General features: G+C 38.4%; 9 protein-coding genes. 7 read left to right on the top strand and 2 right to left on the bottom strand.

Features of this window, described 5'->3' with window-relative positions; translation table 11 throughout:
- Positions 1-40: 40 nt before the first annotated feature.
- Positions 41-358 carry a thioredoxin gene (gene trxA, locus ACI6PS_RS09010; protein WP_421012231.1) on the top strand — a complete coding sequence of 106 codons (318 nt, stop codon included), beginning with the start codon at positions 41-43 and terminating at the stop codon, positions 356-358.
- Between the two features lie 46 nt (positions 359-404).
- On the opposite strand, the gene ACI6PS_RS09015 is transcribed toward trxA, so the two are convergent.
- Positions 405-2,387: a tetratricopeptide repeat protein gene (locus tag ACI6PS_RS09015; RefSeq protein WP_421012232.1), complete on the bottom strand. Its 1,983-nt coding sequence runs from the start codon at positions 2,385-2,387 to the stop codon at positions 405-407.
- Positions 2,384-3,088: a LytR/AlgR family response regulator transcription factor gene (locus tag ACI6PS_RS09020; protein ID WP_421012233.1), complete on the bottom strand. Its 705-nt coding sequence runs from the start codon at positions 3,086-3,088 to the stop codon at positions 2,384-2,386. The genes ACI6PS_RS09015 and ACI6PS_RS09020 overlap by 4 nt, the downstream gene beginning before the upstream one ends.
- A gap of 206 nt (positions 3,089-3,294) precedes the next feature.
- Between ACI6PS_RS09020 and ACI6PS_RS09025 the strand changes: the two genes are divergently transcribed.
- The 6 genes from ACI6PS_RS09025 to sprA all read left to right on the top strand — a co-directional run bounded on the left by ACI6PS_RS09025 (position 3,295) and on the right by sprA (position 18,312).
- Positions 3,295-5,436: a cellulase family glycosylhydrolase gene (locus tag ACI6PS_RS09025; RefSeq protein ID WP_421012234.1), complete on the top strand. Its 2,142-nt coding sequence runs from the start codon at positions 3,295-3,297 to the stop codon at positions 5,434-5,436.
- Positions 5,437-5,579: 143 nt separating this feature from the next.
- A complete protein-coding gene (locus ACI6PS_RS09030; RefSeq protein WP_421012235.1) occupies positions 5,580-6,188 on the top strand; it encodes a hypothetical protein in 609 nt (202 codons plus the stop codon).
- 293 nt (positions 6,189-6,481) lie between these two features.
- Positions 6,482-7,219: a hypothetical protein gene (locus ACI6PS_RS09035; RefSeq protein WP_421012236.1), complete on the top strand. Its 738-nt coding sequence runs from the start codon at positions 6,482-6,484 to the stop codon at positions 7,217-7,219.
- A gap of 760 nt (positions 7,220-7,979) precedes the next feature.
- Complete coding sequence (locus ACI6PS_RS09040) at positions 7,980-10,271, top strand: NADP-dependent malic enzyme (RefSeq protein WP_421012237.1); 2,292 nt, start codon at positions 7,980-7,982, stop codon at positions 10,269-10,271.
- Between the two features lie 85 nt (positions 10,272-10,356).
- Positions 10,357-10,938 (top strand): Holliday junction branch migration protein RuvA, encoded by a 582-nt coding sequence (ruvA, locus tag ACI6PS_RS09045; protein ID WP_421012238.1) that lies wholly within the window; start codon positions 10,357-10,359, stop codon positions 10,936-10,938.
- Positions 10,939-10,977: 39 nt separating this feature from the next.
- A complete protein-coding gene (gene sprA / locus ACI6PS_RS09050; protein WP_421012263.1) occupies positions 10,978-18,312 on the top strand; it encodes a cell surface protein SprA in 7,335 nt (2,444 codons plus the stop codon).
- The last annotated feature ends 69 nt before the right edge of the window (positions 18,313-18,381 follow it).

Consider the following 18,381-nt stretch of genomic DNA (forward strand, 5'->3'; position numbering starts at 1 on the left):
ACTAATTTTGTATAATAAAATTTAACTAAAGAAATAAAATATGGCATTAGCAATAACAGATGCTACTTTTGACGAAGTAGTATTGAAATCAGAGAAACCAGTTGTGGTAGATTTTTGGGCAGCTTGGTGTGGACCATGTAGAATGGTTGGACCGGTTATCGACGAAATCGCAACTGAATACGAAGGAAAAGCAACAGTTGGAAAGGTTGACGTAGATGCAAACCAAGAATTTGCAGCAAAATACGGCGTTAGAAACATTCCAACGGTATTGGTTTTCCAAAACGGAGAAGTAGTAGGCCGTCAAGTTGGAGTAGCTCCTAAAAAAGCCTATACAGACGCTATCGACGCATTGTTGTAATCAAAGCATTCAGTATAAAGAAGGTTTGACGAAAGTCAAGCCTTTTTTATTGGTTGAATTTTAAGATAAAAGTAGTGCCTTTGTTAGTTCTAGAATCTACCGAAATCTCGCAATCAATGGCTTTCGCCAAATCACGAATCAAGTGCAATCCCAAGCCAGACTTGATTCCGATGACTTCCTTATCATCATACAATGCTTTGAACTGCTCTAAGCTTGCACCGGATCCATTGTCGGTAACGGATAAAAAGGCTTGATTGTTTTGATGCCAAGCTTTCCACACAATCGTTGGATTTTGTGTAGTTGTAAAAGCATTAATCGCATTACTGGTTAGGTTTCTAATAATGGTTTTGAGATAGTTTTCATCTGTAAGAATCTCACTGTTATCTGGATTATGGTATTCAAATTTTATAGTATGATAGCCTAAAAATATTTTTTTAGTATCTTCAAATAGTTGATTTACAGTAATTTTTTTAGGCTGAGGTTTGAAATTGGCCATCTGTCCTTTGCTCCACAACAAAATATCTTCCATCGATGACAATAGGTTTTCGGCACCTTTGATGGTTTTGTTTTGCATTCGGTTTTTTGTTGCTTCATCCAGCAACTCTGGATTTTCTTTTTGAAGGTGCAAAAAGTGAATCAAGTTGGCAACCGGAGCTCGAAGATCATGATTCAAAATACTAAAAAACCGGGTTTTGTTTTTGTTGGCTTGGTCGAGTTCGGTGTTTAAGAGTTGCAATTTTTCGTTTGTTTTTCTGCGGTTTCTGCTTTGATAAAAAAGTAAACTTCCAATGATTGCAAGTAGTAATATTCCACCAATATAAAACCATTTTTGTTTTTCTTTGGATTGCAGGGTAAGTTTGTGGAGTTGAATTTCTTTGTCTCTGAGTTCGATACTTTGCTTATCTTCTAAATTCTTGATGGTTTCTTTTGAATCTTCATTATATACAGAATCTTTGTAGGCTGAAGCTTTTATGCTGTAATTATTAGCTTCTTTAAAATTATCAAGCAAGGCTTCTATTTTTGATAATTGAACATAGTTAAAAGAAATTTCCTTCCAGTTTCGTTGCTTGAGTTGGATTTGCAATGAAGAGTTTAAGTACTTTTTCGATTTATTTAATAAGTCTTGTTTTTGCTTTTTGTTCGTGCTCGCCTGGGCCATATCCAGATAAATATCACCGATTAATCCGGAATTATTTGATATATTTCTTTCGTCTTGGTTTTGTTCGTTTATTTTTAAAGAGGCTGAGGCAAATTCTAAAGCTTTTTCAAAATCACCTCTTTCATAATGAACCATTGCAACGGAACCAAGCAGTATTGCTTTATTGGTTATATCACCATTCTTTTCGCTAATAACTATCCCTTTATTATAAAACTCTAACGCTTTTTCATGTTCTCTTAAGTCGTTATGAACATGTCCCTTGTTTATGAAATTGCTGGTCATAAAAATAGAATTCCCCATTTTAGAATTGATAACCAAAGCCTTATCAAAGTATTCAAGTGCTTTAGGAAATTTTTTAAGGTCTTTGTAAACGATGCCAATATTGGATAATACTGCCGCTATTCCTCTCTGATCATTTATTTCTTCAAGCATTTTTAAAGCCTGAAAGTTATATTCTTGTGCTTTTGCGTAATTGCTTTGATACGTATATACTAAACCGATACTAAGGATTGTGAAACTAAGAACCTTTTTGTCGGCCCCAGATTGTAAAGATTTTTCATAAAAGGAAAGGGCTTTTTTGAAATCTGACTTTGTAGAATAGTTATTCCCTATACATTTGTAAGCCATTCCAATTCCGTTTGCCCATTTTAGTTTTTTAGCAAGTTGCAACGCTTCGTGCCCATATTTCAAGCCACTTTCTGGATCTATGTTATCGTAAGTATAGGAAAGTTCGTTGAGCAGTTTAACTCTTAGAGTATCTTGCTTTGTAGTAGGCAAAACACTCAAAATAGAATCCACTTTCGCCTGACCTTCTTTTTGACCGAAGGAAAACAAAGGAAGCAATAACAGAAATAGTATTAGCTTACTCATAAAATTATGTTCAAATCATCTTTGTAGCTTCTTCCAATAGGAACGGATAAATTTTCATTCAAAAAAACTTCATGCGATCCAATTCTATGGATGAGGTTTCGCTGCACTGCAAAACTTCGATGAACACGAATAAACGACTGGAAGTGATGTTCTTTCAAAAGTGTTCCAATACTCGAAAGCACACAATGGCGTTTTTCATTTGTCACCAAAAGTGTATAGTCCTTTAACGCTTCAAGGTAGAGAATCTCATGAAGTTTAACCTTTGTTTGTTCATGGCCTTCCTTGATGTAGATGGAATCGCCACCAATACTCGATTCGTAGAGCAACGCCTTGGTCTTGATTTCCATAAACTCATTGATGCGTTCAACAGCTTTAGAGAAGCGATCAAATTTCAGTGGTTTTACTATAAAGTCCAGGGTTTCCAATTCAAAACTTTCCACGGCGTGTTCAGGATGCGACGTAATAAAAATACAAACAGGAATTCCAGAAAGTGATTTCCGAAGTTGCAAGCCATCCATTCCCGGCATATCCACATCGAGAAAAACAATGTCTACAGTATTCTTTTGGCAAAAGGCGAGCGCCTCCTCTGCATTCATAAAAGCACCAAGAAGTTCCAAGTGCGGAAACCTCTTTACAAACGAAACCACCATCAATTGGTCTATTTCGTCATCATCTACGATTATACAGGTTAGATTTTTCATAGGCATATAGGTTTAATTAACTGAGAGCTACTCAAATGTACTGTTTTTTTTGATACACAATGTTGTTCGTCTATTTAAAATGCAGTTGGTCTATTGATGGTTTTTAGTAAAGAAAATAAGGATGAATTTTGGGTAAGATTAAAAAAACTATTTGAATTAAAAACGACCAATAAATAATCTACAACTTTTAACAAACTGAATCAATCATGAAAAAAACCATCACAATAGTAGTATTACTAATTAGCTTTTTAGGCTATTGCACGGATATTAATGGAAGTATCATTTCCAATTCAGTTACAAGAACGTTCTCGTTGTTTGCACCAGGCTCGGCAGTTGCCGCAAATTTGCCGGTTGTGATAGCCTTACACGGTGATGGAGGTACTGGTGCGGGTTTTAAAGCATATTCTGGCTTGGATGCTGTTGCAACCGCAAATAATTTTATGGTGGTTTATCCAAATTCATTAAGCACTTTAGGAAATGGTATCTGGAATAAACCAATAAATGGAGATTTGAATGATGGTCCAAACGATGTGCTGTTTATTGCAGATTTGATAGAGCATTTATGTCAAACCTATGCCATTAATAGAAATAAAATTTATGTCACAGGCCATTCGGGTGGCGCTTTTCTGGCTTATAATCTAGCTTTATCATTGCCCGACAAGATTGCGGCTATTGCTCCAGTTGCTGGAAATATGTATGGAGATAATACATATATCAACAATAAATTGCAAAGCAGCAACTTTATCAAAATCCCAATCTATCATATCCATGGCGATGCAGATAATGTGGTTTCCTATCCGGATCCTAATCACGTTCCAAATGCCTGGTCCGAATATCCTTTAACGGCATTTTCCTATCCTACTTGTGCATCAAGCACGTATTCCGTTGCTAACGTTGTCGATATCGTTGCAGGAGTAAAGAAAATCCCTTTTTGTACAAATTCGGCAACATCAAAAGAAATATCTTTAATAAGAATTGTTGGCGGAGGACACGGTTGGCCTAATGTTATGGGTTTTAATGCAGCCCAAAAAATATGGGAATTTTTTGTACCCCATCAATTGAATAGTGCAGGAACATGCAGCTCTTCTAACACAGGACAAACTTCATTGTTGCAGGTTGATGGTAAATTTTTAAAAGATGATTGTGGAGAAACGATTGTTTTAAAAGGGTTCAACCACGGAAACATTTATGATGTTTCCGATTTTGGAGTGGGTGAAGCAGCACAAATTGCTCAAACAGGAGCAAATGCAATGAGAATTGTAGTAGACAGGGAGTATTGCACTTTTCCACCGCCAAACTATTCGTGTGTCGAGGTTCCTACAACCGCTGCACAGCTCACCACGATGATTCAAGCGAGTCTCAATAACAACATGATTCCAATTTTAGAACTACATGATTTTACAGGAAGTTCAAATCCAACTGCCGATTTGGCTACTGCAGCAAGTTGGTGGATACAACCAAGTATTTTAGAAGTGTTAAAAGCCAATCAGAATTATTTGATATTGAATATTGCAAACGAACCCAGCAATTCAAATTATCCGCCAAGCGCCACAGAACAAACCGCCTACTACAGCGCAAATGTAAACGCAATCACTATCTTAAGAAATGCCGGACTCACTTGCCCTATTATGATCGATGGAATGCACTGGGGAAAAGACCATCTGTTCTTTGTCAATCATGGAGCCGCACTAATGGCAGCAGATCCTTTGCATAAACTTATTTTTAGTGTACATACCTACTGGGCAGCTGGCGGAAACGCTGTTCAGGTAAGTGATACTCAAATGACAAATTACATGGCTCAATTGGCCGCTATAAATGCCCCGATAGTCTTGGGCGAAATTGCACACGACGAAACACAGGGAAGCAATATAGTTCCTATCAATTATCAGCTGCTCTTGACACTTAGTGCAAACCATAATTTTGGATACCTCATTTGGTGGTGGGGCCGCATTGAAGCCGGATCAATCAGCCCGCTTTACATCACCACAAACGGACTCTTTTCCGGATTAACTTCCCACGGGAATGTCTTTGTCAATACACATCCTAATGCCATCGCCACAACCGCAACCAGACCTTACAAGTTAGTAAACGGAGAATGCAATACACTGAATGTTGATGATTTTAATAGTAAAAGCAAAGCGATAATCTACCCAAATCCATTTGATGATAGTTTTATAGTGAGCAACAAATCCCCAATTTTTAAGATAGAGTTATATGATATTCTAGGACACAAAGTCTTGGAGTCTAAAGACGAGTATGTATCTACACAGAATTTGAGTACGGGTATTTATTTTGCCAAAGTCTATACCGATAGGGGTGCCGAAACGATCAAGATTATAAAAAAGTAATAGTGAAATAAATAATATAACTAAAAATGAAGTATTGTCAGAAAATGCATCAAAGCATAATGCTCTTTCGTCTAGTAGCCGTTGCCGATTCTTCTTTTTAAATACAACTTTGATATAGAATTTTAATCTAAAATAATAGTAATATGAAAACAATAGTAAAAACAACAGCAATCATCCTAATGATGATGCTCACCGCGTGCAGCAGCGACGACGGCAAAAAAACAGAAGAACCATTATCGGAAAGGCTCGAATATGAATATGCGACCGAAACAATAATTCCCGACGGCACGGTAGTTCCAGTCATGATTAGTATAGAGGTGCCAGATGATAAGATCGTAATTGATCCAGCTAAAGTTCATATCGAAATAACATTAGAACACGAGGTGGCTATCGATCTAAGTTTTGGGTATCTTATGCCGAACACGGGTAACGAGTTTAAAACTATCGTAAACCAACTTGGAGGATTCAATAAATATATCCCTCAAAATGTGTTTTCATTCAACCCAGAAAACACACAGGTAATAAATCCAGACGGGAATCACTATTATCCCCAACAAACAATTCCTGCAGGAAAGTACAAAGAAGGAACCAACAATCCAGAATATCCTGTTGAAACACCTCTTTTCCAAAGCATGCTCAACAAAAACATTAAGGGACAGTGGAAGTTCTATTTCCTTGACAGTATTGAACTCGACGAAGGAAAAGTAATAAAAGTAAAGCTTATTTTTGATGAGGGGGCTTTGGGAATTTAATAAAAGCTTTTTTTAGATATGCTTTAATTTGGGTTTGGTTTGAAGAAGGTGCAATGAAAGTTGCGCCTTCTTTTTTGATTGGGTTTTGATCTTTATGGTGGTAGGTATGACACAAGTTACCAGCAAATGTTGGCTACTTCTATAAAGGGAGATAAGCTGCTTTGAGATGATGTTGGTGTATTGAATATTGGTATTTAGTACGGTATAAATACTATATATATACGTCATAAAGACGATATATATAGTACTATAATTTAGTATATTTGTATTGTTAATCTATGATTTACAGTTATATGGCAAAGCAATTAGGTATTGTGCCTCTGATTGGCACCTTGGACGGGATTAATTTTTATATGCGAAAAGGAAAGATGGTGGCTCGAAAGGCAGGTGGTGGTTTTAACGGGACTGCGATTAAGAAAAATGCCTCGATGGCTCGTGTAAGGGAAAATAATACGGAGTTTGGCCATTGTTCGCGGGTCAAGAAGGTCTTTAAGGATAGCCTTTTTCCTTTTCTGGGCAAAAAACGAAATGAGGAATTGCAGGGCAGACTGATGCAGTTGTTTATTAAGATCAAGAATGCCGACTTTGTTTCTGAACGTGGCAAGCGGCAGATAGGGATAGGGTTGGAACATGCGGAAGGGAAAGCACTGCTTGATGGATTCTGTTTCACTTCTTTTTGTCTGCCAACTGAGGAGGGCATTTATGATGTTGCTACGACTAGTTATTATTTGGGAGGTTTTGTTCCTATGAACTTAAAGTTCATGGACAGTGCCACGCATTTTGAGTTGCAATTTGGTGTGGTTGTTTTGGATTTGGATTCGTTGGAGGCTGCACTTTTCAGGAGTGAGGTTGTGCGTGTGGGCAAAAATGATGGGATTCAAGATCTTGTTTTTCCTGTGTCTGTGGGGGATGAGGTGCGGGGGATTCGTATAGGACTTTTGTATTATCGTTTTTCGCAGGAGGTTAATGGTGGTTTTTATGGTTTACAGGAGCAGAATGGTTTTGGATTAAAGGTTGTAGGGGTGTCCTGATTTAATTGACTCCCACTGTTGGGCGAGTCTTTCGCATGCTCACATATTTTCTACTATCAGATGTATTTAATTATATTTGAATTAAAAAATGAGCAGAAATTATAAATTCCACAATACGGAAGGGCTTTATTTTATGAGCTTTGAAGTTGTAGGCTGAGGTTTTTTCAGAACCTTAAATTTGTAATATGTCCACGCAAAGGGATTTGGCAGTAGCGGGGATGGCTGACCGGAATCAACAATACTGCAAGCCTTGTAGAGAGTGGGTTTCCTAAGGATCTTTTCGCCTTTAGGCTGGGATACAATAACGTAGCAGGGATGAGCACGGCGCTGTTTAACGGTAACATTGGTGAAACCTACTGGAGGACAAATTCTGACGGCATCCTACGGAAGTACAGTTACGAATATGACGATTTGACCCCGATAGCGCGGATATATCTGGTGTCTTGTCCTGAAATAGGTTTACACTTTTGTGTAAACCTATTTCAGGACAAGACATAAAGAAGGTTTGACGAAAGTAAAGCCTTTTTTATTTAGAAGTAAAACGCTCGGGCCAAAAATAAATCCATGTTCCTGCCTTCCTTCCAAATCTTTTTATTTTTAAAGAAAAAATAAAAAGGATTTTCCCTCCAGTCAGGGCTATAAGGAAAACCATAATTCCCAAAAAGGACTACTTCCACAACAATTAACAATAATAATAACCCAAAAGTTTCCTTTTTAACTGCATACTTCTACCTTTGCAAGTCGGAATAAAAATAGTCTTATGAACAGAAACAGTAAAAGGAGAGAAGCTTTATTATACCACGCCAAGCCCACACCGGGGAAAATTCAGGTAATACCAACTAAAAAATATGCAACCCAGAGGGATTTGTCATTGGCCTATTCGCCAGGGGTTGCAGAGCCTTGTCTTGAAATTGCAAAAGACGTCAACAACGTTTATAAATATACTGCCAAAGGAAATCTTGTAGCCGTAATCACGAATGGAACCGCCGTTTTGGGTCTGGGCGACATTGGTCCGGAAGCTTCAAAACCGGTAATGGAAGGGAAGGCTTTGCTGTTCAAGATCTTTGCTGATATTGATGTTTTTGATATTGAAATAGGCACAAAGGATGTTGATGCTTTTATTGAAACCGTAAAGAATATAGCCCCAACATTCGGGGGAATCAATCTGGAAGACATCAAAGCGCCAGAATCTTTTGAAATCGAAAGACGCTTGGTGGAGGAATTGAACATTCCCGTAATGCACGATGACCAACACGGAACCGCCATCATTTCTTCGGCCGCTTTGCTTAATGCATTGGAACTGGCCGAGAAGAAAATTGAAGATGTAAAAGTGGTGGTTTCAGGAGCAGGTTCGGCGGCTTTGGCTTGTGCGAATTTGTATGTTTTGTTAGGAGTAAATCCTCAAAACATCATCATGTTTGATAAAGACGGCGTACTTTCATCGGAACGTACAGACTTGTCTGTTCTGCAAAAAAAATATGCCTTCGGAACACCAAACATCGATTTGAAGCATGCCTTGAAAGGAGCTGATGTTTTCCTTGGACTTTCGGCAGGAAATATCCTTACACCGGATATGCTTATGGTGATGGCCAATGACCCGATTGTTTTTGCAATGGCCAACCCAATTCCGGAAATCGATTATAATTTGGCCATAGCCACACGTCACGATATCATTATGGCAACGGGAAGGTCTGACCATCCTAACCAGGTGAATAATGTTCTTGGCTTCCCTTATATTTTTAGAGGTGCCTTGGACGTTCGTGCTACCAAGATTAATGAGGCGATGAAGATGGCAGCTGTAAAAGCGCTGGCTTCCCTTGCAAAAGAGCATGTTCCGGAGCAGGTGAACATTGCTTATGGCGAGACAAAACTGAATTTCGGACGTGATTATATCATCCCTAAGCCATTTGACCCTAGGTTGATTGCCGTTGTGGCTCCTGCAGTTGCAAAGGCGGCAATGGAATCGGGGGTGGCGACGCACCCTATTACCGATTGGGAGAAATATGAAGAGGAGCTTTTGGAGCGTCTTGGTTCTGATAATAAAATGGTTAGGTTGCTTACCAACCGTGCAAAAACAGATCCTAAGCGTATCGTTTTTGCGGAAGCTGATCATCTGGACGTTTTGAAAGCGGCCCAGATTGTGATGGAGGAAAAGATAGGGTATCCGATCCTTTTAGGCAATAAAGAGGTTATCTTGGAATTGAAAGAGGAGCTAGGATTTGATGCCGAAGTGCCTATTTTTGATCCGAAAACGGCAGAGGAAGACGAACGAAGATTGCGTTTTGCAGATATTTTCTGGAAAGAAAGACGCCGCAGGGGAATTTCGTTGCTTGACGCCCAGAAATGGATGCGTGAGCGCAACTATTTTGCCGCCATGATGGTAAATGAAGGGGAGGCGGATGCATTATTGACGGGTTATTCCAGGAGTTATCCATCGGTAATAAAGCCTATGATGCAATTGATGGACAAGGCGCCGGGTATTTCCCTAATCGCGACTGCGAATATGATGATGACCAATCGTGGACCGATGTTCTTGTCGGATACGGCGATCAACCCGAATCCATCTGCGGATGATTTGGCAAAGATTGCCTTGATGACTGCCAAGACGGTAAAAATGTTTGGAATGCAACCTGTTATTGCAATGGTTTCGTACTCCAATTTTGGTTCGTCGTCTAACGAAAGTGCAACCAAAGTGAGAGAAGCAGTTGCTTATCTGCATAAATATTACCCGGATTTGATAGTGGATGGAGAAATCCAGACAGATTTTGCCTTGAATTCTGAAATGCTTCAAAAGAAGTTCCCGTTTTCTAAATTGGCGGGAAAAAAAGTAAACACGTTGATTTTTCCGAATTTAGAATCGGCCAATATCAATTATAAAATGTTGAAAGAATTGTATAAGGTAGATTCCATCGGACCGATTATTCTTGGAATGGATAAGCCTGTCCATATCTTCCAGTTGGGTGCCAGTGTTGAAGAAATGGTGAACATGGCGGCCGTTGCTGTTGTAGATGCACAGGAAAAAGAAAAGAGAAGTAAAATGCAAGCTGAATAGTTTGCATTTTATTTTTTTTGTTGATACTCAATTACATTGATTACAATAAAAGTTTTTTACTACATTTGGCAATTACTTAACACTGATGATTGCACATATACAAGGTAAATTAGTTGAAAAAACACCAACCGAGGTCGTAATAGACTGTTCAGGTGTGGGTTATCATATTAATATTTCTTTACATACCTATTCCCTTCTTCCGTCTTCGGATCATATCAAGCTTTTCACGTATCTCCAGATTAAGGAAGATGCCCATACTTTGTTTGGGTTTGTAGAAAAGTCCGAAAGGGAAATCTTCAAGATGTTGCTTTCGGTTTCAGGAATTGGCGCCAGCATAGCCAGAACGATGCTTTCATCATTAGAACCTAAACAGATTATCCAAGCTATTGCATCTGGTGATGTTGCTGCAATCCAGTCTATTAAAGGAATTGGAGCCAAAACCGCACAGCGCGCCATTTTGGATTTAAAGGACAAGGTGTTAAAGTTGTATGATTTGGATGAAGTTTCTATAACTCAAAACAATACAAATCGTGATGAGGCGTTATCTGCTTTGGAGGTTTTGGGCTTCATAAGAAAATCTGCTGAAAAGGTAGTTGAAAAAATTGTAAAGGAAAATCCGGATGCTTCCGTGGAAACCATAATAAAACAAGCATTAAAAAATCTATAGTATTTGAAAACAATCTATTTTAAGGGAGCCGAATCGTTAATGAAAATGGGTATTTTTTTACTTGTTTTCTTTTCTGCATTCGATATACAAGCACAAGTTGACGAAGATGAAGACGAGCAAGTAAGGGATACCATTGGTTATAATACAGGAAAAGTAGTTATCCAGAATCCGCCAAGTGTGGTTTCGGCCTATACTTATGATGCCGCTTCGGACCGTTACATTTATAATAGCAAAGTAGGCGAATACAATATCAATTATCCCGCAATTCTTACTCCCAAAGAGTACGAAAGTTTGGTGATGAAAGAATCGATGAAAAAATATTTCAAAGAGAAAGCAGATGCCATAGATGGAAAGAAAGCAGGAGCCGAAGAGGCTAAGAAAGATTTATTGCCAAGGTATTATGTAAACTCAAGTTTTTTTGAAACTATTTTCGGAAGCAATACCATCGATGTAAAACCAACCGGATCGGTAGAGATGGATCTTGGTGTTCGCTATACAAAACAAGACAATCCATCCTTTTCACCAAGAAACAGAGCGGTTACCACTTTTGATTTTGATCAAAGAATCAGTTTAAGTTTGATGGGTAAAGTAGGAACCCGATTAAGTGTAAATGCAAATTATGATACTGAATCGACATTTGCATTTCAGAACCTTATCAAGCTAGAATATACGCCTACGGAGGATGAAATTCTTCAGAAGATTGAGGTTGGTAACGTGAGCATGCCCTTAAACAGTTCCTTGATTCGTGGGGCACAGAGTTTATTTGGTGTAAAAGCCCAGTTTCAATTTGGAAAAACTACCATTACTGGGATTTTTTCTGAGCAAAAATCACAAACAAAATCGGTTACAGCACAAGGTGGAGGAACACTTCAGGAATTTGATATTTTCTCGTTGGATTATGATGCCGACCGACACTTCTTCCTTTCCCAATATTTTAGAAACAAATACGACTCTTCTTTAAGGAATTATCCCTTAATCAACAGCCGTGTTCAGATTACCAGAGTAGAAGTTTGGGTGACCAATAAACAAAATAGAGTCAGCACTACCGATAATAATTCACGAAATATTCTTGCATTGCAGGATTTGGGAGAAGCTCAATTGCCAGGATTTGAAGATAATGAAATTGTAAACATAGGCCCAACGATACCAGCAGGGTTTTTCTTAGTTGCTCCAGATGCACCATCGGATAATAAAAACAATAAATTTAATCCAGGTTTAATAGCAAGTGGTGGCGGTATATTAAATGCGTCCATCAGGGAAATTGTAACTACTGGAAGTAATTCTTTCAATGCTCCTGGAACTTCAATTACCGAAGGACAGGATTATGCAAAATTGGAAAATGCGCGAAAGCTATCGCCAAACGAATACACCTTTCATCCTCAGCTGGGGTACATTTCCTTACAGCAACGATTGGCTAATGATGAAGTTCTAGCAGTGGCTTATCAGTACACTATTGGAGATCAAGTTTATCAAGTGGGTGAATTTGGTAATGGAGGTGTTGAATCTACGACCGTTACAAATGGAGCCCAGCCTGAGAATCAACCCGAACCCGAAAATCAGGTGATCTCTACACAGAGTTTGGTTTTGAAGATGCTGAAGAGCAGTATTACAACTGTAACGAACCCGGTTACCGGAACTACCCGACCGATTTGGAATTTGATGATGAAAAACATCTACCAGATTGCTCCAGGAGGTCAATTGGAACAAGAGGATTTTAGGTTCAATATCTTGTACAGCGATCCTTCTCCATTGAATTACATTACAGCGGTTAATGATGCAAACCCACTGCCAGAAGATGTGAATCAAACACCTCTTTTGAAAGTGTTTAATGTTGACCGATTGAATTATACTAACGATCCAGAAGAGAATGGAAGAGGAGATGGTTTTTTTGATTTTGTACCGGGCTTAACCGTTGATGCACAAAATGGAAGAATTATATTCACGACAGTAGAACCTTTTGGAAGACATTTGTTTAATAAATTAAGAACAAATAATGCTGAAGATTATGATGCGCCATTGACCTATAACGCCAATCAAGCAAAGTATGTATTTAGAACACTGTACAGCAATTCCCAAGCAAGGGCTTTGCAGGATAGCGACAAGAATAAATTTGAGCTCAAGGGAAGATACAAATCTACCGGTGGCGATGGAATATCCATTGGAGCATTCAATGTTCCGCAAGGTTCGGTTACCGTTACTGCTGGAGGAAGAGTCTTGATTGAAGGTGTAGATTATTCTGTAAATTATCAAAGAGGAACAGTTCAGATTTTAGATCCGTCACTTCAGGCGGCAAGTACCCCTATAAATATAACGCTTGAAAATAATTCGGTTTTCGGACAACAAACCAGAAGGTTTTTCGGGTTTAATGTAGAGCATAAATTCGCAGATAATTTTCTATTGGGTGCCACTTTTCTAAGAATGTCTGAAAGACCTTTTACACAAAAATCTAGTTTCGGACAAGAATCTGTAAACAATACCATTTTTGGTGTGAATGGAAATTTCTCAATGGAAGTTCCTTTTCTTACAAGATTGGTAAACAAGTTGCCAAATATTGATACAGATGTTCCCTCCAATTTATCTTTAAGAGGAGAAGTGGCATTTCTACAGCCAGATTCTCCAAAGGGAGACCGTTTTCAAGGGGAGTCGACCATTTATGTAGATGATTTTGAGGGCTCTCAAACTACAATTGACATGCGTTCTGCATTAGCATGGAGCTTGGCTTCGGTTCCTGTGAAGCAAACGACTCCAACTATCAGCTCAAATCCAGATTATAATGCAAGTTCTGATAATTTAAGCTACGGATTTAAAAGAGCGAAATTATCTTGGTATACCATAGATCCAATATTTTACTCTAGCCAAAGACCTGGCGCTATAACAGATGCTGATTTAGCATCAAACAAGACAAGAAGGATTTATATTCAAGAATTGTTTCCAAATACAGATATACCTGACGGACAGCAAACGGTTATCAATACATTGGATTTATCCTATTATCCAAGAGAAAGAGGGCCTTATAATTATAGCCCAACGGCACAAGGAAATACACTTCCTAATCCGCAGGAAAATTTTGGAGGAATCATGAGGTCTATAAGTTCTACCAATTTCGAGCAAGGAAATGTTGAGTATCTTCAATTTTGGCTTTTAGACCCTTATCTGAACAATGAAACATTGCCTACAAATACAGGAAAGCTGTATTTCAATCTAGGGGAAATTTCTGAAGATGTTCTAAAAGATGGTAGAAAGCAATATGAAAATGGATTGCCAGAGGCAGGTTCAAGTCAAAATACAGTATCCTCTATTTGGGGTAGGGTTCCCGCTTCGCAATCATTGATTTATGCATTTGACACGAATACAGCCAATAGAGCTTCACAGGATGTGGGTCTGGATGGTATCAATGATGCCCAAGAAGCGGCGCTTGCAGGTGCAAGTAATTTTGCAGGACTTGCAGATCCGGCGGCAGATAACTATCAGTTTTATCTTGACGTTAGTGGAAACATATTGGAACGTTATAAAAACTATAACGGACTTGAGCGAAACTCTCCAGTTGATGTGACCGACAATAATAGAGGTAATTCTACCCTTCCGGATGTAGAGGATATCAATAGGGATAATACGATGAACACCATTGATTCCTATTATCAGTACAGTGTAGATATTTATCCGCAGATGACTACTGGGCAGAACTTTATTACAGATGTGACAGAGCAGAAAAACGTTACAGTTCCAGGCGGCTCATCGGGAGTATCTGTCCCTGCAAGGTGGATTCAGTTTAAAATTCCAATTCAAGGGCCGTTAAAAGAAAACATCGGACAAATGGAAGATTTTAAATCTATTCGATTCATGAGGATGTATATGACAGGATTTTCTGAAGAAGTAACGTTGCGTTTTGGTACACTCGAACTCGTTAGGGGAGAATGGAGACGCTATACCAATTCACTGGAAACAGGGCAACCGTTACCGGAAAACGACAATACAAATCTTGATATATTGGCGGTTAATATTCTGGAAAATAGTGAGCGGGATCCTATAAATTATGTCACTCCGCCGGGTGTTGTTAGGGAACAATTGTATAATAACAATACCGTAATCAACCAAAATGAACAATCATTATCATTAAGAGTATCAGGATCAAAAGGTTTGGAATTTGGCAATTCAAGAGCTGTATTTAAAAATGTTAGCGTGGATATGCGCCAGTTTAAGAATCTCAAAATGTTCCTTCATGCAGAATCTTTGAGCGATCCTATGGCGGCACCACTAGCAGATAATGAAATGGCTGGGTTTATTCGTTTTGGAAATGATTTCACACAAAACTACTATCAGGTAGAAAAAGCCCTAAAAGTAACCTTGCCCGGTGCTGATTCGGAAGCAGATGTGTGGCCTGCAGAAAACGAATTGGATGTTCCGCTGGCTTTGTTGACGACCTTGAAAATCCAAGCCATGAGTGCTCCACAGGAAGATTTTACCGAAGATAACGTTTATAGTAAATTCGATTATCAACTGGACCCAAATATCGCACGAGAGAACAGTCGCATAAAATTGAGTATCAAGGGAAATCCTAATTTTGGATTGGTACGAACTTTAATGGTTGGGGTTAAAAACAATACTGGAATTGATCCTTTGAATTTACCTAGTAAGTCAATTAAAGGAGAAGTTTGGTTCAATGAGCTCCGACTTGCAGGAATGGATAACAAAGGAGGTATGGCGGCCGTGTTGAGTGTAGATTCCAACATTGCCGATTTCGCAACCATTTCGGCTACGGGAAGAATGAGCACCATTGGTTTTGGAGCATTAGAAGATGGTCCAAATGAAAGAAGCAGGGAAGACATGCAGCAATATAATATCGTGACCAATCTAAATCTAGGAAAATTATTGCCTAAGAAATGGGGCATCACGCTTCCTTTCAATTATTCGATTGGAGAAGAGACGATAACTCCAGAATATGATCCATTCAATCAGGATATTAAATTAGATCAATTATTGGATATAACAGAAAATCCAGAAACCAGGAGAAATATCAAGAATAGGGCGATCGATTATACTAAAACCAAAAGTATCAACTTTATTGGCGTTAGAAAAGAAAGAGGAGCCGAGCAGAAACCTCATGTTTACGATCCGGAAAACCTCACGCTTTCTTATTCCTTTAATGAAATCGAAAAACACGATTATGAAATAGAAGAATATACTGATCAGCAACTTCGCACGGCCGTTGATTATACTTATACTTTTCAGCCAAAAGCAGTTGAGCCTTTCAAGCAAACCAAGTTCATGAGCAAAAGCTCCTACTGGAAGTTGCTAAGTGATTTTAATTTCAATTATCTGCCTACAAACATCAACTTCAGCACGAGTATTTTGAGGCAATACAACCGTCAGCAATTCAGAGATGTTGAAAATCTAGGACTTGGTTTGGACCCTCTTTATAGAAGGAACTACTTGTTCAATTACCAGTATGGATTCAATTATAACCTTACAAAGGCTTTAAAAATAAACTATACTGCTGCAACAAGTAATATCGTTCGAAATTATTTTGATGAAAATGGAGAATCAATTGATACTTTTTCTATTTGGGATGATTACTGGAATATTGGAGAAGCCAACCAGCACAATCAACAGATTACTGTAAATTATGATTTGCCACTTAACAAGATTCCATTTTTAAGTTTTGTTAAATCCACTTATACCTACACAGGAGATTTCAATTGGCAGAGGGCTTCTATCGCTTTTTCAGATTATCAAGAAGAAAATGCAGATGGGACTTTTTCTAACTATAACCTTGGAAACACTATTCAAAACAATGGAGCACATCGTTTGAATACGGCTTTCAATATGGATTTATTGTATAAATATATAGGATTGGTAAAAAGCGGTAATAAAAAACAACCGGCAAGACCAGCCAACCAAGCACCACCTAAGCCAGGAGAAAGAGTAAATAACGCCAGAGCCAAAACACAAAATGAAGGAAATGTTTTTCTTGACGGCTTGATAGGAGTAGTTACTAGTGTTAAAAATGTGCAGATCAACTATGCTGAAACTGGCGGAACCGTTTTACCGGGATATACACCGGGAATAGGATTCTTTGGTACTTCAAGACCAACCTTAGGATTTGTCTTTGGAGACCAATCAGATGTGAGATATGCTGCGGCAAAAAATGGCTGGCTTACAGATTATCAAGATTTCAACCAGAACTTTACACAGGTTACTTCAAGAACGTTAGATCTGACAGCAAATGTAGATTTGTTTCCTGATTTTAAAATAGATTTAGTGGCGAACAGAAGTTATCTTGATAATTTCTCGGAACAATATGATGTGTCCGGAGACGGAACATACAACCCAAGATCACCTTACAATTTTGGAAACTTTTCGATCTCCACCATTATGATTGGAACGGCTTTCGGAAGAAGTGATGAAAATTTCTCAGCCGCATTCGATCAGTTCAGAGAAAACAGGATGATTGTAGCAAATCGTTTAGCCGAAAGTGCTTATGGCGGAACCGAATTTCCAAGATATGGTGGAAATGCCAATCCGATACCAAGCGACCCGAACGATCCAAATTATCAAAAAGTAGTTTCTAACCTTGGTTATCCGGTTGGTTTTGGAAAGAACAATCAATCTGTTCTATTGCCGGCATTCTTGGCGGCCTATACAGGAAAAGATGCATCTGGAATATCGTTAGGAGCTTTTAGAAATATACCGATACCAAACTGGACAATTAATTACACCGGTTTGATGCGTTATAAATTCTTTAAGGACAGATTCAAGCGTTTCTCAGTACGCCATGCTTACAGGGCATCTTATACGGTAAATTCATTCCGCTCTAATTTAGATTACGGTAAGAGTGAAACCTTCTTGGATGCAGGTGGAAATTATCCAAACAAAGTTATCATTTCAAACATTAACCTCGTAGAACAATTCAATCCTTTAATCAAGCTTGATATGGAGATGAAAAACTCAATAAAGGTTGTAGCAGAGTTAAAGAAAGACAGGGCCTTGTCGATGAGTTTTGATAATAATTTATTGACGGAAGTTCAGGGAACAGAATATATTGTAGGTTTAGGCTACCGTATCAAGGATGTAATTTTTAATTCGGCTTTAGCCGATAATCCAACAGGAGTTATTAAAAGTGATATTAATTTAAGAGCCGATTTTTCATTGAGAAACAGCCAAACCATAGTCCGATATTTGGATTATGACAACAACCAATTGGCAGGAGGACAAAACCTTTGGTCAGTGAAATTCATTGCAGATTATTCGTTTAGCAAAAACCTAACCGCTATTTTTTCTTACGATCATTCGTTCTCGAAGGCTGTTATTTCAACTGCTTTCCCGATTACAAATATCAGATCATGGATTACATTGCGTTACAATTTCGGTAATTAGGCTAAATAGTCTTCAAAACATTTTAAAAATATAATCGTAAGCTATACATTTGCTTTTTCAAACACTAAA

The sequence above is a fragment of the Flavobacterium sp. PLA-1-15 genome, assembly GCF_049060005.1.
GTDB lineage: Bacteria > Bacteroidota > Bacteroidia > Flavobacteriales > Flavobacteriaceae > Flavobacterium.